Annotated in this window: 11 protein-coding genes; all 11 read left to right on the plus strand. The window is 40.6% G+C overall.

The window, feature by feature from the left end; all coding sequences use genetic code 11:
- Nucleotides 1–406 precede the first annotated feature (406 nt).
- The 11 genes from ACLCDV_RS01585 to ACLCDV_RS01635 are packed head-to-tail and all read left to right on the plus strand — an operon-like array spanning nucleotide 407 to nucleotide 19,281.
- The gene (locus ACLCDV_RS01585) at nucleotides 407–3,370 is read left to right on the plus strand and encodes a SusC/RagA family TonB-linked outer membrane protein (protein WP_312338004.1); all 2,964 of its coding nucleotides are present in this window, start codon (nucleotides 407–409) and stop codon (nucleotides 3,368–3,370) included.
- 9 nt (nucleotides 3,371–3,379) lie between these two features.
- Entirely contained in the window at nucleotides 3,380–4,930 is a 1,551-nt protein-coding gene (locus ACLCDV_RS01590) for a RagB/SusD family nutrient uptake outer membrane protein (RefSeq protein ID WP_411972778.1), read from the plus strand.
- Between the two features lies 1 nt (nucleotide 4,931).
- Nucleotides 4,932–5,600 carry a fasciclin domain-containing protein gene (locus tag ACLCDV_RS01595; protein ID WP_333626929.1) on the plus strand — a complete coding sequence of 223 codons (669 nt, stop codon included), beginning with the start codon at nucleotides 4,932–4,934 and terminating at the stop codon, nucleotides 5,598–5,600.
- A gap of 2 nt (nucleotides 5,601–5,602) precedes the next feature.
- Complete coding sequence (locus tag ACLCDV_RS01600) at nucleotides 5,603–6,586, plus strand: DUF5007 domain-containing protein (protein WP_312337998.1); 984 nt, start codon at nucleotides 5,603–5,605, stop codon at nucleotides 6,584–6,586.
- 14 nt (nucleotides 6,587–6,600) lie between these two features.
- Entirely contained in the window at nucleotides 6,601–9,768 is a 3,168-nt protein-coding gene (locus ACLCDV_RS01605) for a SusC/RagA family TonB-linked outer membrane protein (RefSeq protein ID WP_411972779.1), read from the plus strand.
- A gap of 12 nt (nucleotides 9,769–9,780) precedes the next feature.
- A complete protein-coding gene (locus tag ACLCDV_RS01610) occupies nucleotides 9,781–11,373 on the plus strand; it encodes a RagB/SusD family nutrient uptake outer membrane protein (RefSeq protein WP_411972780.1) in 1,593 nt (530 codons plus the stop codon).
- 16 nt (nucleotides 11,374–11,389) lie between these two features.
- Nucleotides 11,390–12,130 carry a fasciclin domain-containing protein gene (locus tag ACLCDV_RS01615; RefSeq protein ID WP_411972781.1) on the plus strand — a complete coding sequence of 247 codons (741 nt, stop codon included), beginning with the start codon at nucleotides 11,390–11,392 and terminating at the stop codon, nucleotides 12,128–12,130.
- An 11-nt stretch (nucleotides 12,131–12,141) separates the two neighbouring features.
- A complete protein-coding gene (locus ACLCDV_RS01620; protein ID WP_411972782.1) occupies nucleotides 12,142–13,743 on the plus strand; it encodes a DUF5008 domain-containing protein in 1,602 nt (533 codons plus the stop codon).
- 27 nt (nucleotides 13,744–13,770) lie between these two features.
- Nucleotides 13,771–15,543: a LamG-like jellyroll fold domain-containing protein gene (locus tag ACLCDV_RS01625; RefSeq protein ID WP_411972783.1), complete on the plus strand. Its 1,773-nt coding sequence runs from the start codon at nucleotides 13,771–13,773 to the stop codon at nucleotides 15,541–15,543.
- 12 nt (nucleotides 15,544–15,555) lie between these two features.
- Nucleotides 15,556–17,556 (plus strand): M60 family metallopeptidase, encoded by a 2,001-nt coding sequence (locus ACLCDV_RS01630; protein ID WP_411972784.1) that lies wholly within the window; start codon nucleotides 15,556–15,558, stop codon nucleotides 17,554–17,556.
- A gap of 18 nt (nucleotides 17,557–17,574) precedes the next feature.
- Nucleotides 17,575–19,281 (plus strand): hypothetical protein, encoded by a 1,707-nt coding sequence (locus ACLCDV_RS01635; protein ID WP_411972785.1) that lies wholly within the window; start codon nucleotides 17,575–17,577, stop codon nucleotides 19,279–19,281.
- Nucleotides 19,282–19,283 lie beyond the last annotated feature (2 nt).

A 19,283-nucleotide genomic window follows, 5' to 3' on the forward strand; every position in this document is an offset into this window, starting at 1 on the left:
GATTTACGATGTTTTGCTATCTAATCTCTCGGGCACAATGCCTAATGTTCACCCTCTTCATGAAATTCTCTATATACGTATTGATGCTATTTTTTTACTAGTTCGTACCTGGTATTGTTGGTATAAATGCATTCAGTTGACCAAGATAAACATGCTTAAAAGACAAAAAATAGGAAGTAATCTCTGATTATAAAATGTGTTTTTTGGGGCAACAGTGTCGCATTTACACTATAACGTTTTCGGCATTTGGGCAATCGATTGCGTTAAGAAGCTGTTAAGCCGGAATGGATTCAAAGCTGTAATATTACACTCATAATGAATACGGGACCAATAAAAAACCTGTCTAATTGATTAAAAACCAAGATGTGCTGGATTATACTGGCATTTAACCTTTTGAGTACTGTTTATGAAAAGAAATGTAAGCTATTGTACGTTATTTTTTCTGCTGAGTTTAGGTTGTTTACCTGAGTTGGAAGCCGCGCCCCCTTCGATATCAAATCGTGGTACAGGCTCCCTTAGGTTGCAGTTCGGATTGAAGGCAGATACTGTATCCAAAGATTCGATTATCTATTACTCTTCGGATCCTACCAAACCTTACCTAGGTGTAGATACCGTCAATATTGCTGCTGCAAAGAAGCGACCCTATCTCACGATGCAACAGATGTTGAAAGGGACCAGTGCAGGAGTGTATATTCAGGAATCTTCTGGAGAACCGGGGACAATAAAACAAAATGTACTGGTGCGCGGCTTAGCTCGCCCAATTGTTGATATTGCAGATGTCAATAAAAGTAAGCCTCTGATCGTTATGAATGGTATCCCTCTAATTGACGATCAAACATTAAGCTATGCTATTCAGAATTATAACCTCCAACCGATTGGTGCGGCAACGAATATCAACAGTATTTTTAATCTAGATAATATTGAATCTATCAATGTGCTGAAAGATTATAGTACTGCCGCTATCTTTGGACCGAGAGCCGCGAATGGTGTGATCTATATTACTACAAAGAATGCAAAAGCTGGTCAAAGGAAAATCAGTGTCAACAGTCATTATGGTTATGCTACACCATCAAATGTAACCACCATAAATGCTGAGTTTGAAAAGAAATTTAGGACTCCATTCTATGCTAAGTATGCTAATGAGAGCCAAATGGCAGCTTATCCAGCTTATCTGAGTGATTCTTCAAACGTTAACTTTTATGGCCCTTCCAACTGGACCGATCTTTATTATAAAGCGAAGCCAATTTACGATATCAATGGTAGCTTAGAGGGTGGTTCCGAGCGTGCTAACTTTCGTTTTTTTGGAAATTATGCTGGTGATGCGGGCGCAGCAGACGAAACAAGTCTAAATCGCTACCAAGCGGCATTTTACTTGAATATGTTGCCCATAAGATGGTTGACGATATCGAGTATGATTCAAGGAACACGACTGAACAGAGATAGAAACCGTTCGATCACTGAGCGTTTGGGGGAGACCGCTTATATCCCGGATTTGTCTACTCCTTTGTCTCCGAATAAGGATTTGTATGGACTGTATGTGGATGAGTATGAAAAATCCTTGGATGAAAACAATATCACCAGTTTGTTGGGTTCCTTTGCTTTAAATTTTGCTATCCTTAAAAATTTAAATTTCGCACCCAAGTTATACCTGGATTATAACGAAAATGTTCGTAATGTATTTTGGCCATCAACCTTGATGTCAGGAAACAATTACGTTTCGAATTACTATGGCTATAATGAACGAATGGCTTTTGACAATACATTGAATTATCGTTATACCATCAACGATAAAAGCAATTTGTTCGTGGAAGCCGGATTTAGCTACCAATCAGATAAGCAGAAGTATAATTTTATTCAAGGTTACAAAGGGCCGAATGATTTTATCAAGGTAAATGTCGTTGAAGGCGACAGCCAAAAATCCAATTACCTAAAGTCCGTAGGATTTATTCCTTATTACTATCAGGATCGCATGGATTTTAGATTGGCGTCAGCTTATTTCCGTGGAACTTATACCATTGATCGAGCTTTAAAAATCGGAGCTCTCATTCGCCGAGATGGGTCTTCAGCAGTACAAAAAGACCATAGATGGTTTACTTCTTTCACGTTCAATGGTGAATATGATTTTAATTCACTTATCAAAAGCGACGATATTGGTGGTCTTAAAATATTGGCGTCCTGGGGACGTTTGGGCAATCTTCCATCCACCGATATTGAAGCGGCGGGGCCGCAATATGGTACGGAACTGGGTTGGGGCTCCAATAAAAACGTAATCTCCTACAATGGAATAGGTACAATTAGCAGACCTTATCAGTCCGGTTGGGTAGGTTACGATCTGCCCTGGGCCTATACGGATATGTTTAATGCCGGCATTGATTTCGCTTTGAAAGGTGACAAAATTACTTCCCGTATAGAGTTTTACAATAAGGATAACAAAGATGTTGTGTTTACAGTGCCTACTGTCGCTGAATCTGGTTATCAGTATGAACGGTTGAGTGGCATGGCCATCAATAACAAAGGGGTAGATTTTACGTTGAATTTCAATTTTCCTGCTGCTATTGATCGTTTATCCTGGAATAGTTCCTTTAATATCGCTTTTAATACCAATCAGCTAAAAGCCCTACCTCGTGGTTTGCAGGAGATAGAAATTGGTAACAGAAAACTTGCTGTGGGTAATCGCATCGATCAATTTTGGGTGTTGAAAAATCAGGGGATCTATGAAAACGATCTGGATGTTCCTGTAAATGCGGATCATAAAATTTTGACCTATAACGGTACAACCATGAAAGGTGGTGATCCACGCTGGGAAGATACAAATGGCGATTTTGATATCAATGATAAGGATCGTGTTTTAATGGGTAATTACATTCCTAAGTTTACGGGTGGATTTTATAATAGATTCGGATGGAACAACTTTGACCTCAGCTTCTTATTGTACTTTAATCTGAAAAAAGACGCGTTAAATGCACAAACAGCGCGGTATTTTGATTTTGCGAACCAAGATGAGGGGCATTCACTTAGCTCAGTGCGGGACATTACCTATTGGGAAAAGAACTTTGATGAAAAGGCCTACCCGTTATATAATCCGTGGTCTCCAGTATCACCGTATCAAGCGGAACAGGATATGTTTTTGGAAGATGCATCTTTTGTGAAATTGCGTAATCTGACATTTGGTTATGACTTTACATCGATGGTCAAAAAGTCGAATGCGCGCTTTTCTAAATTTTACCTCTATCTCAGTGGAAGTAACTTGCTTACACTCACGAAATATTCGGGACGTGACCCAGAGTTGATTAACTTCTTTGGGTATGATACAGGCGAAGGACTGAGATTACCAAAAACGATTGTATTAGGTATTAAGCTAGATTTTTAAGGAGAGTTAATGATGAAAACAACACAACGAAACGTGCGGAAATGTAGCAAATTGAGCCTGCTACTGATTGCTTTTGCTGCGGCGAGCCCATTGTTATCTGGTTGTAGCAGCATGCTGGACGTTGACGCCAGACATATTGTCAACGAAGAGAACAAGTGGAAAGATATTAACGATGCACGAAGCTCACTGATGGGAGTTTATGGTTTGTTACGTACCGCTTTGGCACAAGATAATGGCTATTGGATGTACGGCGAGTTAAGATCCGGGGATTTTTCGGCGGTTAATAAAAGAGACTTGGATGTTATTATAGCTGGTGAACTAAATTCATCTTATCCCCTAGTACAAAAATTGAGCAACTGGCGTAAATTCTATGCGGTGATCAATGCGGCCAATCTGTTTATCGAAAATTCCGGCAGAATTGTTCCCCTAGATGCGCAATATACTGCGCTAAACAATAAGATCGATATCGCTCAAATGCGAGTTATCAAAGGGTTTTGCTATTATCTTTTGGCCCGTACCTGGGGTGATGTACCTATCTGGGATAAGTCTTATGAAGGCAATTTTCCCAATATTAAAGCTTCCCCAGAAAAGGAGGTTTTGGCCTATGCCGAAAATCAGATCAAATCCATCAAAGATGAGTTGCCTTTTATTTATGGGAGTGAGACAGATCCAGTATATCCTACATTAAATTACCATGGTTCCAATCGCGATCGATGGAACGGTGTACTTTTTAATCGTTTGTCGGCAAATACAATCCTGGCACATATTGCCGCTTGGTCAGGTAATTATTTGGGAGCATCAGTATATGCAGATTATGTCCTTACTAATGCAAGTAAATCTGGGGCGTCATTCAACTTGTCCTCCAACATTACCACCGCAAATGGTTTTTTCTATAATTCATCCAATTCACAGTTGGTTGCATTTCCATTTAAATGGGCCGAGGGAGAAGCGTCGTATGAGGGACATTTGGAGCAATTAACATTAGCAAGCCCGTTGGTGTCGAAAGCGACCCCAGATATCTATATTCCAAATGACCATATTATCCAGGTTTTTACAGAAGACAACGATGTCCGGTATAATATCGCCAAGGATGGCACGATCGCTTCTACCTATTTCTCTAATATTGGTGGTCAATACCCCATCTTCAGCAAAATTAAAGTGATCCGGGAGGGTGTTTCGGGTGCAGATGGCTCTTTGCCATTATTTAGCTCAGCCATAGTCTTTTCACGTTTGGAAGAAATCGCGTTACTCCGTGCAGAAGCACTCGTTGTATTGGGACAGCGGGATTTGGCCAAAGGGTTGTTGGACCAAGTCCGCAAAAGTAGAGGGCTAAATGATTCCCCTATTGACGCCGATCTGTTGGATGAAATATTCGCCGAGCGCAGAAGAGAGCTTTTGGGGGAAGGCTGGCGTTGGTATGATTTAGTTCGCTACAAGAAATTAAAGCGGAATGATCCTGAATTTAATAAACTTATTGATGGAAAGGGCATATTCTGGCCCATTGCACAAGATGTACTGAATAATAATAGCCAATTAAATCAAAATTCATTTTGGAAATAATATGAAAACTATAAGAAAATATTGTGGTGTCGGAATATTCGGTTTATTGTTTGGTTTTATACTAACAAGTTGCAATAAAACAGAAGGTTATTATGATTTTCAAAATCAAGAAAATCTATTCTCCGGAAATACGATAGCATATTTCGAATCCAAACCTGAGGTCTATGATTCCTTGATGCATGCATTGGCCTTTTTTCCCGAACTTAAAAACCAGCTTGCTTCAGATAGCTTAACTGTCTTTGCACCAACGAATGCGTCATTTCAGTCTGCAATTAACAATTTCAATTTGATCAGAAAGAATCAGAAGAAAGCGCCCTTGTATATTAAAGATCTAGATAAAGATCAGTTGGATATCCTATTGAGCAAGTATATCGTGAAGGGAATTGTAACAACGGATTCCATGCTCTATGTTGATGGTTTATTTGTGCATACTTTGACACATGATCAACCTATGCACGCACAGCGCGTGAAACAAGAAGCATCTGGATTGGTGGATGGTGGATTGGTCACCGTATTCTATAGTGATACAAAGGGATCCAATTTTACCCAATATTGGACACGCTCCGCTACACAAGCTGTTAATATTAAGACGCAAAATGGTGTCGTTCATATCTTGGCCAATGGTCATGAGTTCGGATTTGGTGAATTCTTAAACCGCTTTAACCTGTAATTATGAATCGAAAATATATTCAATTAATGTTCCTTGTAGCCATATTTCTTTTATCTGGCTGTAAGAAAAACTTTCCCTCCGATTTAGATGCGTTTAGTTTGGATATGAACTTTACACAGACGGAATTTAAACCAATTTTAGGGCAAACAACTCAATTTCAGGATATTTTTAATGCTGGTGAATCCACCTTACCCTTGAGTTTTCGAATTTCTGCCGTTCGAACCTTTGAAGGAAAGGAAGCACCGGAGCTGCTAAAATTGTTTCCGGTATCCATCTGGAAGCAACCTTATACGGGGACTGAAAAATCTTTAGCAGAAATACAGGCAAAAAGGGATACTGTAATGAGGCCCCTTTGGGAGATCGCGCAGCATTCGGGAAATTTAACAATGCACGGTACAAGTAATTCTACTGTGTTGAAATCATATCCAGATTCCGGTTATTATTTTGATGTAGAAGTCAGCAGTAATGGCGGTCGTAGATTCTTTAAGAATATGTTGTTGACGCCATTGAAAGAACAACCTTACGCTCCTTTTGTTGAGAGGGGGATTTTACGCCCAACAATAACAATGAATTTGTTGGGAGATTCTACCCGAACCCTGGTGCAGCCCCAAATATGGTTCTATAAGAAAGGCGAAGGAAGTTCGCTAAGTTTTAAATTCCTTGGACCTGACTTGCAACCCATAAAATTGTCAAGATTTAATAATACAAATTGGGATAAGTTGGTGCATGGTTTCAATAAAACGTTTGATAAAGATTCTACTTCGGTACGTTATGATGTCGCTTATCCTATTCCGTTGGTTCCTACATTAGCCACAGAATGGACTTCAGGTGGGCGGGCTTCGACGTCCTTTACTTTTACAAGGATTGCATTCGGCGGAATTCGAGAATTTTCAGGAGTACGATTCGATTTCAATATTTATGAAAAAGGGGATTGGGAGATTATATTTTTCTTCCCGGATGAGGCTCCTTTATTTGACAACGATTAACCATGAAAAACCAAATGAGAAGATATATACTAATTGCTTGTTTACTATTGATCGTTAGGCTTGTCACGGCGCAAGAAACGGTGAATGTAGCAGGTTTCGTGCAAGATCAGACCACACGAAGTGGTGTTTCTGATGTAACGATTAGGTCCACCAAATTGAATAAAGCACTGGGGTCGTCAGACAAAAGAGGATCTTTTAAGGTGACGGCTCCGAAAGATGATATCCTAATTTTTACAAGTACAGGCTATAAGACTACAACACAATCATTGGTAGATCGAAAAGCGTTCATCTTTACTATTTACATGACCAGAGATGAAAACATGTTGAAGGAAGTCGTCGTTCAGGGATTTATGACGCGTAGACGCGAGACCTTGACAGGTTCATCGATGACCATCGACGGTAAACAACTACAAGACAATCCTGTTTCCAATGTGACTGAATTGTTGCAAGGAAAAGTAGCGGGGATGAACGTCCAGGTAAATAGCGGTCAACCTGGGGTGAGAGCATCGGTCTTAGTACGTGGTTTATCCAATATTTCAGTTAGCGGATCAGGGCAAGACGCTTTTTTGACACCAACCTCACCATTATATATTGTGGATGGTGTGCCAGTTGATGACAATACAGACTTTCAATATGGATTTAATAGCGCCGGTGCGGGTATTAGTCCGATTTCATTAATCCCTCCAGAGGATATACAATCTGTTGACGTCTTGAAAGATGCTGCAGCTACCGCATTATACGGTTCTAGGGGAGCATATGGGGTCATCCGGATCACCACAAAAAGAGGGCTTTCCAAGGTGCCGATTATTCAGTATTCGACCAATCAATTTTTTAATCTGCCACCTAAATTACGCAATGTTTTGGGCGGAAAAAACGAACGTCTCTCGCGGATCAATCAAATATTGGGGTATTCGGGAGGTTATTATCACGGTCGGGATCTTATTTTTGACAATCAAATACTTTCGGATAGTCTCAATCCATATTTTAATAATTCGACGAATTGGCAAGATGTATTTTACCGACCGACGTATAGTCAGTCGCACAACGTAAATGCTTCCGGAGGAGATGCGACATTCAATTATAAGATTAATGGCCAGTACTTTACACAAAAAGGTATTGTGCAAAATACTGGTTTCGACCGTTATACCTTGACGATGAACTCGGAGTACCGACCAACTGACCGTTTTCGCATGTTTGTGAATATGGCCGGAAATATTGGTCGTCAACAGACGGGTACGGGAACTGCCGTTAGTCAGGGTGGGGTAGCTAATTCGGCGTCGGCGTCGTCATTGCTTCCAGCCCCAAATTCACCTTTTGTTGATCCAACGGTGGCCGCGAGTATCTTGGGACGCAACGATAACCGAATGACAGATATCAAATCCAATGTCGAATTGGAATATGAACTTATCCCAGGATTGCGTGCAAAAAATAACTTTAGTTACAATTACATCAGTGATCGTACGGATAATTTTTCGCCGGGTATTTCGAACAATAATATTTCCAAATTATATAATTACGACTCGCAGCGGAATACCATCTATAATATGGCGCAGCTGACTTACATTAAATCTTGGGGACCTGAGGATAAGCATATTCTAACTACTTATGTGTTTAATGAGTTAAACCTCATGAATTTGAAAGCGAAAGCGCAGGAAAAAACAGGTTTTGGTAATGATCAGCTGGAAGGCCCCTTAGGTTATGGTTCATCAAAAGGTGGCGTTTTAAATAATGCGTCGGATGTGCGTTCTGCGGGATTTGCCGGAGCGTTAAGCTATAATTATATGTCGAAATATATTGTGGATTTTACCTATCGTTTTGATAAATCCTCAAGTGTTGGCCCAGATGTTCCATGGCAAAAAAATCCATCGATTTCTGCAAGATGGAATATGCAAAAAGAAAGCTTTTTGAAAGATGCTGCAGAAAATTGGTTGGATTACCTGTCCCTCCGTGCCGGTTGGGGTAAAAATATTGTACCTACAGGAACTGTATTTGATGCCAATGGTAAATATATTTTTACAGGGGAATTTAATAATAACCCAACCATTGGATTTGATTGGAAACAAATGCCGAATAGTAAGTTGATCCCTTCAACTACCACGTCCACCAGTTTGGCCGTGGAGGCGGGTATTTTAAACAATAGGATTACCACAATTCAGGAGTTTTATTACAAGCAAGTGGATAATATGCTATGGGAACGCAACCTAGCGGATCACAATGGTTATAGTATGCTGAAAGGGAATGATGTGAGTATGGTGAACTATGGTTATGAATTTACTTTCATGTTTAGACCGCTTCCACAAAATAGCCCAGTCAATTGGAATATTTCGTTGAACGGTGCTATTAATAATGATATTCTAACACGTCTTCCGGATAATGCAAGACAATATATTGTCCGAGATAATAGTGGGAATGGTTTCGATACTTATTATCGCCTCGGCCGCAATAGCATGTCCTATTTGTTGTACGATTATCGTGGGGTATTCCCAACCAATGAGTCCGTTCCAATTAATCCTGAAACCGGTGAAACCTACAAAACGATCCGTGATGGAAAAACGTATTATTTTCAGGCTGGTGATCCTTACTGGACAGATTTAAATGGTGATTACATACTCGATGATCGTGACCGGGTGATTGTTGGAAATGCGCAGCCAAAAGTGACGGGAGGCTTGTCGACTTTTATCCAATATAAAAACATTAGTTTAAATGTTAATACATCTTATACCTTAAAGCGTGATGTGATCAATGCGGCTATGGCGGGTCAGATGAATTCTTACGGTAACCCTTTGTTTGGTGATACACGTGGACAAAAAAATTCAGCACTCTTACCGATGGATGGTTATGATTTTTGGACAAATTATGGCGACAATGCATTTTTGCCTAATCCATTTGATTATTCACGAAATGGCGGTGTAAAACCTTTCCGTCCAAATCAGACCTTATTTTTGGAAGATGGATCTTATTGGAAAATCAATAGCATTACATTAGCTTATAATTTCCCCCGACAATGGACGTCGAAATATAAGATTACTTCCTTACGTGTCTATGGTACTGCCAATAATGTGTACACCTTTTCTAAATACACGGGCCCCAACCCAGAGGGTGTAACCGCGATGGGATACGACCGATCAGATGGCTATCCAACACCAAAAACGTACACTGTTGGTCTAAATGTTCAATTCTAATCGAAGATGAAAATGAAAAAGAATAACCTCTTACAACTGATTTGTGCAGTTGCATTAATCATAGGAATATCTTCATGTAAGAAATTTTTAAATGTGGAACCGACCGATAGTCTTTCGGGTAATAATTTCTGGCGTGATAAAAACGATGCGGAAACATTTACACGAGAAATATATCGTCTCTTTCGCGTCGGGGTAGGTATCGACCGTCCTATTCTGTTGGTCGGTGATTTCCGCAACGCACCTGTTTTGCGTACGGCAACCTTTCCTAATCGACTTGATATAACTTATATATCGCGGGGTGATATTCGAACCTTGGTGAATACCGTTCGTCCGGAACCTGGAACAGATGCCGATCGTTTCTGGACATACAATGTCGAATGGGATAAAATCAGTGATTGGACACCTATTTATAAAGTGATTCAGTCCGCTAATATTTTATATTCCCTAGTGCCAAAAGTCGCGGAAAATGATCCTTCATTTTCACAAGCGGAAGTGAAGGCTTATCAAGCTGAAGCTGTATTTATGCGTAGTATGTCCTATTTCGTAATGTTGCGTCTATTTGGGGATGTGCCTTACTTTACCGATGCTTACAACCAGGATCCTCTTCCACGGACAAAGCATATTCAAGTTGCCAAAGCCTGTCTGGAAGACTTGGAGAAAGTAAAAGACGACCTGCCTTGGACTTATGCAGATCCTGCTAATCGTGGGGTACGAGCCATGAAAGGTTCGGCTCTAGCCTTGATGATGCATCTGAATATGTGGCTTGCTGGTTTTGATAAGGCAAATGAAAAAACATATTATCAGGCTGTTGACCGTTTCGGTAATGAGCTTTACAATGATGGTGTGTTAGAAAGTAAAGCCTATGAGCTATTACCGATCAATAGGGTCGCCGAGGTATTTAATGGACGTTCAAAAGAGGGATTATTTGAAATCCCCAATAATGTGAATTATGGTGAATCCTATTCAAATACACGGAAGACTTATTTCGCCCATGTATTGCATGCGCCTTATTTTATTTTGAATCAGACAACGACTAATTTAAGCGAGTTGACGTATCGGCCAGAATACATGCACACGCTGTATCCCGATGGCGAACAAGATGGACGGATCAAATATTGGTTTACCGACCCAAAGGGTGACAATTTTATGTTTTCGGGAACAGGTGCTTTTACTTTTTTTAAATTTTTTAATCTCGCATTAGGTGAGGGCAATACCGCACAGTCATTAGGTAACTATCAGATTATGCTTCGTTTAGCTGACGCAATTCTATTGCAGGCCGAGGCTAACGCTAATTTGGGCGACGAAACTAAGGCTACTACCTTACTTAATATGATTCGGGCGCGTGCTGAGGCGGGGCTGTATCCCGCTAGCAATAATTACGATAATAACCTGAAAGATGCGATTTACTGGGAGCGATGCAAAGAGCTGATGGGAGAAGGACATTATTATTATGACCTAGTGCGGACCGGGAAGCTATACGATGCTAAATATTGTTTTAATCCGGTTACTTATAGCGATTATCTGCAGGAAGCCTGGACTTGGCCGATCAATCCAAAAGCGATGAACAACAATCCCTACATGACATTAAATAACTACTGGAAATAGAAAGGAAAACGTGCAAATGAAATTAAATAATATCCTAGCTGCGGTAATCTTATTGCTTACCGTTTTGGCATCTTGTAGCAACAAAGATTATTTTGAAGATAGCGGTGTTCAAGATCCTCATTTTAAGGGTAATATGATGGAGTATTTGGAGTCCAAAGCCCAGCGCCCTGAGGATCCGTTTGATACATTGGTTCAGATTATTCGTTACGCGGGCATGGAAGATGTCCTGAAAAATGAAAAGATTACTTTTTTCGCTCCACCGGATCCGGCGTTTGAAAGTGCGCTATTCAATCTGAATTTCAACCTATATATATTGGGCAGGGATACGATTAAATCGTTTAAAGATGTGAAACCCGAGGTTTATCGTCGTTTGTTGAGTCAATATATTATTAAAGGAGATTATGGTTTGACAGATTTCAGACAAGTGGATACAACTGCCAAATACGCGTTTGGTGGTCAGATCTATCAGACCTATAATGCAGATGAAGCAATCAATGTTGGTGTTGTCTTTCATGACCTGAAAAATGGCGACGCTACGATCAAGTACGGCGGACCGAGACAATTGATGGTTTCTTATATCCCGGACTTTACAAATCCTACCCAAGGTTGGGTCAGTACTTTTGTGGCGTCTTCCAATATTCAGCCAACTAATGGTCGGGTGCATGTCCTCAATTACAGAAACCACATCTTTGGGTTTATGGGGACTCGATTCACGGATTTAGCTATGGAGCTCGGAATAGATTATAATACGAAATAATAGTTGAAATAATGAACATAACGAAATATATCCTTGCAGGAACTTTTATGCTTAGTCTGTATTCGTGCAGTAATAAGCTAGAATACGGGCCAGATCCATATGCAGGAGGTAAGGAACCGGTGGATGTTGTTTTTGGGGAGGTGGCGCCATCTCCGTCCCAAGCAAAACCCGGAGCAGAAGTAGTATTCAGTATACGAGGCTTATTGAAATACAAAGATCAACTGAAATTCTATATCAATAATATGCAGGCACAAGTCACCAATATCAGTGATTCGACCTTGACAGGTATTGTCCCTGAAGATTGTAGTACCGGTGGGGTCAAAATTGTCGTTGATGGACAGATATTTGCCGGCCCGATGTTGCCTATCGTTGGTAAGCTTTCTATTGACCCAACTTTCCAATCTGGCATAGGAGCGAATAGTCCTATCTATTCGATTTTAAGGACATCCGCCAATCAGGTATTTATCGGCGGCAATTTTACAGACTATAATGGTAATGCAGCATCGACCAAAATTACAGGTATTGCACGGATCAGCAATAGTGGTGAGTTTGTGCGTGGGATGCAATTTGGCCAAGGTGTGACAGGTGCGATCACATCGATGGTTGAAATGAACAATAAGGATATTTTAATCTCAGGCAATATCACGCAGTACGATACCATAAAGCTGGTGCGAAATATGACTACGATCAGTAGTACAGGAGCACTGCAGGTGAAATCTACACCGATCCTTAACCTAACTTCTGATCCGGCTAAAAGTAACCTGATCGTGCCGATTTTTAATGGTGGTACATTATCGCCAATCGTAAAAACTTTTTACCAAAATAATAAGGTAACTGTGGTTGGTCAGTTTGGCCAGTATGTCAACAATTATTATACTCGATCTACTTATGACAATATCTTGATGGATATTTTTCCAATGGGAGGTGTGGCCCGCATGCAGGCCGATGGCGCATTGGATGATAGCTATTTTGTTAATAAAACGACGCTGCCTAATAAAGGTTTTGAGGGTGTTAACGGTATAATTGCCGACGCAGTTTTGCAAGACGATGGCAAATTGATCTTAGTTGGAGCATTTACACGCTTTAACAATACACAAAATGCCAATAACATTGTCCGATTAAAAAGCGACGGGAATTTTGATGCAGATTTTCAAGTTGGTAGTGGAGCTAATGGTTTTGTATCTAATATAAGTTATTCTAAGCTGACAAAAAAATACCTAGTGACAGGTAGTTTTACCATGTTTAATGGAAAACCTGCCAATGGGATGGTGCTGCTCAATGAAGACGGGAGCAGTGACGCAAATTTCCAAAGCCTAGGTTTTGCATCTGGATTTCCAGGTTATGCGGTACAGTTGTCCAATAGTCTCATTCTGGTCACGGGATCCTTTGGCAAGTATAATAATATTATCCGCGAGGGTTTGATGATAATCGATTCGAAGGGAAATTTAGTGGAAGATTTTAACAACACAGGTAGACTGGTCGGTACGATACATGACTCCTTAGAAGGAACCAATAACCTGGGACAAAAAACAATTACCCTTGTCGGTCGTATCCAATCCTTTAATGGAAAAAATAATTTAGGCAATATCGTTCGATTGACTTTATTGGATTAGCTTTTATTTATCTATAAAATCTAAAAGATGAAAAGAAATACATGGAAAAAATATAGGTTTGCTGCTTGGGGTTGTCTACTATTGGTCGTTGCGTTTTCCTGCAACAAAAGCATAGAGAATAAACTTGAGTTTGGCTCAGAACCTAAGGATCTAGGCTTAAGTGCCAATCAATTCAAGATCGCGTATGTTGTCGTTGAAGGTGCTGTTGGGACAATTGTTGGCAGTGAAGCAACAGATTATGGGCATATGCCCAATATGGCTGCGCTCAGTATGAACGGCGTTTTTAGCTGGAATTCCGTTAGTAGTGAACACGAAACATTGGCCACAGATTATGCTGACCTGCTGACAGGTACTGAAATTGAAAAACATAAAGTCAGTGATGATCAATTGAACGGCAATAATCTAGCAACCTATCCGACGTTCTTCAAACGGATTAAACAATATAAAGGGAGCCGAACGGCACTATTGACCTCCAATCCACTCGTGCCAACACTGATTGAAGCGAATAGTGTGGACAATAATAAAGTCCTGTCTACAGATGCTGAGGTGTTAAGTGCAACAAAGGATGAATTGAGTAAGGATGAGGCTACTTTTGTCATGGCAACGTTTTCCAGTGTTCGACAAGTGGGAGAACAGACAGGATATGGTCCTGAGAATGATAAATATATTCAGGCATTGGCAATGTTTGATGACCAACTTGGCGAGATAAGAAAAACGATAACCAATCGTAAAAATTATAAAAACGAACGTTGGCTGATTGTTGTCGCTTCGACTAATGGGGGGAAATATACCCTTAATCCGGCACTGCAGGATGGTAGTGTATTTGCGATCCCAGAACGCAATAATTTTGTCCTAATGAATAACCCGGAGTTTAGCTACAAATTAGTAGAACGCATGGAAACGGTAGATCCGGCATGGACAAGTTCGGCGGTGCGGTATTCTGAAGCGAATGGATCTGCAAATTTACCTGCGGCTCAAGCGGCATTATATAACTTGGGTACGGGCGTAGATGCCGGGGACTATACCATACAATTGAAACTGAAAGTTAATGAAATGAATGGTCGAAATGGTAAGGCTGGTACAGCACAAAATGGCGTAATTTTCGGAAAGCAAAACAGCGCTGCAAATTTTCCAGCTGGTTGGTCTATTACATATAATGGAGGCTCAGGTTGGAGGTTTATTGGGAATAGTTCAACTGGAGCAAATTATGCTATAGATGGAACAGCTTTCGATCTCGATACTTGGTATACATTGACCGTAAAAATTTACAAGGACGGAAATAACCGTATTGTGAAGATGTATAGAGATGGCGATCTAAAAAGTACAAATACGACATTTGCTGGTCGGAATTTAAGTTCTGATAGTCCACTAAAATTGGGCTATTATGAGGGGTCTTATGGAAATAATGGTGGTTTTGCTCATACTATTGCTGATGTTAGAATCTATAAGGCAGCGATTCCGGATGACGTGATTAAAGCAATATCCTGTTCAACGATGGCAATCTCTACAAGTCCGTTTTACAATGATTTGATTGGCTATTGGCCTGCTGACGACGGTGGCGCAATACTGAAAGACAAAAGTAAGAATAAACGAAATTTTGAGTTGACAGGAAGTTATGTTTGGAACAGTTTTTCAGAACGGGGTGCCTCATTGTGCCCGACTTTGCCGGAGCGCATGGATCGTTATGTTGTTCGTACAGTTGATGCCCCATTGATGATCTATAACTGGATGAATATCCTTGAGGTAGGACAATTTAATTTGGATGCCCAAAGCTGGTCTCCAGCATTTTCCAATAATTAACCGATAATGCACATGAAAAGAAATTTTAGTTTTTTACTGTTGGCGGCAGGCTTTCTTTCCTTAGCCTACTCTTGTCGAAAGGATCGCCTTAACCCGGCAGATAACGGGTATTCCGATGTTGATTATCAGGATACTGTAACAGTGAGTGTTGATACCAATCGCTTTAAGATCGATTATTCAAAATACACACAAGCACGTTTATTCCCTGGACTGATGACGGCGGAAGAGCCTCGTTTGGAGAATTATTTAGTGCAGATCGATCTCAATTATGAAGAGATCAGAGCGTCAGACTTACGAATCTCTGTTGCGCCCGGAGCATGGCAAGGGACTGGGGTGTATGCCCCGGCTGGTGAACTGGTGGTGATCAATGTTCCAGAAGGTGTGTATGGTTTGACGGCGCAGATTAGTCCGCATGTCTCAACTAGTTTGGATGGTATTGATTTTCCTGCTCGTGATGCTGTCATATTTAGTCAGGCTACACTTTTTCCAGGGAAAAATTATATGCGCAACCTTTATGGTGGATTAATTTATATTATCCCTTCCCGTCCGATTGGACGTGTGGTAGATCTTCATTTTTCGGGTGTCGCCAAAGCGCCGAGCTTTAAATTGAGTGGTCCTGGGGCTACGACAAATGAAGAATGGAAAGCATTAGTGGCAAAATCAACAGTACCTTGGTTTGATCTGGAAGGGGACCGCATCGTTTTTACGATGCAGACTGAACGGTTAAAACAGCACCCTATTGAAGACCCTACTGAATTAATGAAAACTTGGGATAAAGCTATTCGTGAGGGCTATTGGGATTGGACCGGGATGACCGAAGGGAATCCTGATATTCGACATCGCGCTCCTTTCAACAAGTGGCGGATTGTCCATGACGTTCTCTTTAAACCAGGGGTAGCCCAGGTTTCGGGTTATCCGGTTCGGGCTGGCGCTACTGAGAACTACTTCAAGCAAGCAGTTAGTATAGATGGTGTGAAAAATGCCAATTGGGGAACTTTTCACGAACTAGGTCATAACATGCAAATGGGCTCGACTTGGAATTTTGCCGGAAATGGCGAGGTTACCAATAACTTGTTCCATTTTAGGGTATCTAAGGTTTTTGGACATCAGAGTTATAAGATTGCCGAAGTATGGAATAGTGCGGTTCCTTATATCGCGGCAAAGAAAACTGCTGGGATAACTAAAGATGACATTAACTGGGCCAGTATGGATGTTGAAGGTAATGCTTATAAAAGTAAAGCACACGATATCCGTTTGATGATGTATGCACAGATATTTGAAAAGTATGGCTATGAATTTATGACTTACATCTATGTCCGAGGGCGTGAAGCGCGCTTTACTTCAGCAAATGATCAGTCTAAAATAGATTTCTTTTACGAGGCATTATCGGAATATACCAAAATAGATATGGAACCTTATTTGAATCAATGGGGGCTCAAGGTAAGTACAGTGTCTAAACGTTATGTGTCTGAAGAAAAGGGGTTTCCATTGTTGAATAAAGCAGTTTGGCTATTTAACCCAGTCACCAAAACAGGAGGTGATGGACCTATTCCAGTCTATAGAACGGATGTTGGCACCACAAATTGGACGGCGGCCCTTTCTTCTGGGTATTCTTCACATGCGAGTTATCCGCTTACTAATCTTTTTGACGGGAAGTCTGCTACCTTTTGGCATATTGGTAGCGTGAAGACTTTCCCATACAGTATTGCTGTTGTAAGCCCAAATGATATTAACGCTGACGGATTCTATTTTCAGGGACGTTCGGGGTACTTGACACGTTATCTTACTGATTATACGATGGAGGTTCGGGCCAATGCATCGGCTGCTTGGGAGGTCGTACCAATGGAAGGCGGAAATACTTTGGCAATTATGAATAATGATCCAGAAAAGGTATACGTGAAATTCTCGGACGGTGTTCAAAGAAAATTTAAGGAGTTCCGTTTGAATATTAAAGCTGCAATCCATGCGGATGTGGCTATGGCAGAACTTGGTGCCTGGGCATTCGACAAATAAATGAAAATATAAATCGAGATGAAGAACTATAAATATATATTGGGGAGCATGCTAGTTGTTACGGTTTGTTGCCTTATGTCATGTAAAAAATATTTTGATCCGCCCTTAGTGTTTGAAAAAGAGGAACCTCAAGTAATTACTAAGGATAGAAAGGTGTTATTAATTTCAATCGATGGATTAGTAGGAACAGAACTAAATAATTACGTTCCTACTAATATCGGTAAACTATTGGAACATTCGAAGTATACTTTTGAAGGCATGGCCGATGCCAATACAAAAGATGCCGCTACGTGGACAACAATTTTGAGTGGGAAAAGTAGTAGTAAACACGGTGTAACCACCAATGATTTTGCTATAGCGGAAGAAGATGATGATGATATTCATGACCATAATGGTACTGGAGTTTCCACGGGCTATATTAGTTTATACCAGCGCTTATTGGAATCAGGACGGATACTCAAAACACTGTCGATTACAGCGTGGGAACCATTGGATCATAATTTATTTAACTTGTCAGATGACAATGGAGTGGTCGCTTCAGATGAAGAAGTTAAAGTGAAGGCTGTGGATCGTATCAAAAATGGAGAGAAAGATTTAGGGTTCACCGTGGTCAATTTTCGTGACTTAAATACGGAGGGGATGACCGGAGGATTCTCTTTGGATAATCTAAAATACAAATCAACATTGGACCGAATTGATGGTTATGTGGGCGAGATCTTAGCCGCAGTGGAGCAGCGAAAAAGTTATGCTAGTGAAGATTGGTTAGTAGTGATTACATCCAATCATGGTGGATATGATAAAAATTATGGTGGTGCTACGCTGGAGGAGCGTAAGGTTCCGCTTATTCTATACAATCCAAACTTTGTCAAACGTAAATTTGTAGCACCGCCTTTTACCAACGGGTTCAAGGCAAGGAACAATATTAATGGTACAATAACAGCAGCAGATGCGTCACGTTATAACCTAGGTACTTCAGGAGAATATACAATTCAGCTGAAATTATTGATTCATCAATTTGGAACGTTAAATCCGGCTATTATCTCTAAGCAGGCCAATACTGGTAACTCCGATGATGGTTGGTCTTTTATCCACAATGGTGGTATTGGCTGGAGGTTTAAGATAAAAGGAACACAAGTCACTTTTGATAAGAAATTTGAAGTAGGTAAATGGTATACTCTGACGGCACGTGTTTATATGGATGGCTCAACTCGTAAAGTTCAGGTATTTACTGATGGCGAGATGGGGGCGGAAGGTAGCTTAGGTACAGCACAGGGAACCTCTGCAAGTAATCTGAATGTAGGCTATTCGGCGTCTTATGTAGGTGGTACTTTGATACAATCGGTGAAGGATGTTTGTATTTATAATAAAGCATTGCCCGTAGATTACATAACGAATAATTATTGTAAAAGTCCAGTGGATAATCAGTATAAAGCTGATATGATCGGTGGATGGGATCTAGGAGATGGCGTAGGGGCCCGATTGAAAAACAACATTGCTGGGGCACCTGATTTTATGATCAATGGAGCTTATAGCTGGGAGTTTTTACAGAATGATTTTTGTAAGTTGTTGACAGGCTCAGAAAAAAATCCTGATGAACTATTGCTAAGCGCAGTAGACATTGCACCCCAAATTTTTTATTGGCTAAATATCAAACCGGCCGAATCTTGGGGACTCGAAGGGAAGGTGTTTTTGAATACCTATGAAACTGAATTTGTTGGAAAATAACC

The sequence above is a fragment of the Sphingobacterium sp. Lzh-3 genome (assembly GCF_046764375.1).
Lineage (GTDB): Bacteria > Bacteroidota > Bacteroidia > Sphingobacteriales > Sphingobacteriaceae > Sphingobacterium.

Coding starts and splice junctions, on each gene's coding strand:
- ACLCDV_RS01595 (WP_333626929.1), top strand. CDS start 4,932: ATGAAAACTATAAGAAAATATTGTGGTGTCGGAATATTCGGTTTATTG.
- ACLCDV_RS01615 (WP_411972781.1), top strand. CDS start 11,390: ATGAAATTAAATAATATCCTAGCTGCGGTAATCTTATTGCTTACCGTT.
- ACLCDV_RS01610 (WP_411972780.1), top strand. CDS start 9,781: ATGAAAAAGAATAACCTCTTACAACTGATTTGTGCAGTTGCATTAATC.
- ACLCDV_RS01625 (WP_411972783.1), top strand. CDS start 13,771: ATGAAAAGAAATACATGGAAAAAATATAGGTTTGCTGCTTGGGGTTGT.
- ACLCDV_RS01605 (WP_411972779.1), top strand. CDS start 6,601: ATGAGAAGATATATACTAATTGCTTGTTTACTATTGATCGTTAGGCTT.
- ACLCDV_RS01590 (WP_411972778.1), top strand. CDS start 3,380: ATGATGAAAACAACACAACGAAACGTGCGGAAATGTAGCAAATTGAGC.
- ACLCDV_RS01630 (WP_411972784.1), top strand. CDS start 15,556: ATGAAAAGAAATTTTAGTTTTTTACTGTTGGCGGCAGGCTTTCTTTCC.
- ACLCDV_RS01635 (WP_411972785.1), top strand. CDS start 17,575: ATGAAGAACTATAAATATATATTGGGGAGCATGCTAGTTGTTACGGTT.
- ACLCDV_RS01620 (WP_411972782.1), top strand. CDS start 12,142: ATGAACATAACGAAATATATCCTTGCAGGAACTTTTATGCTTAGTCTG.
- ACLCDV_RS01600 (WP_312337998.1), top strand. CDS start 5,603: ATGAATCGAAAATATATTCAATTAATGTTCCTTGTAGCCATATTTCTT.
- ACLCDV_RS01585 (WP_312338004.1), top strand. CDS start 407: ATGAAAAGAAATGTAAGCTATTGTACGTTATTTTTTCTGCTGAGTTTA.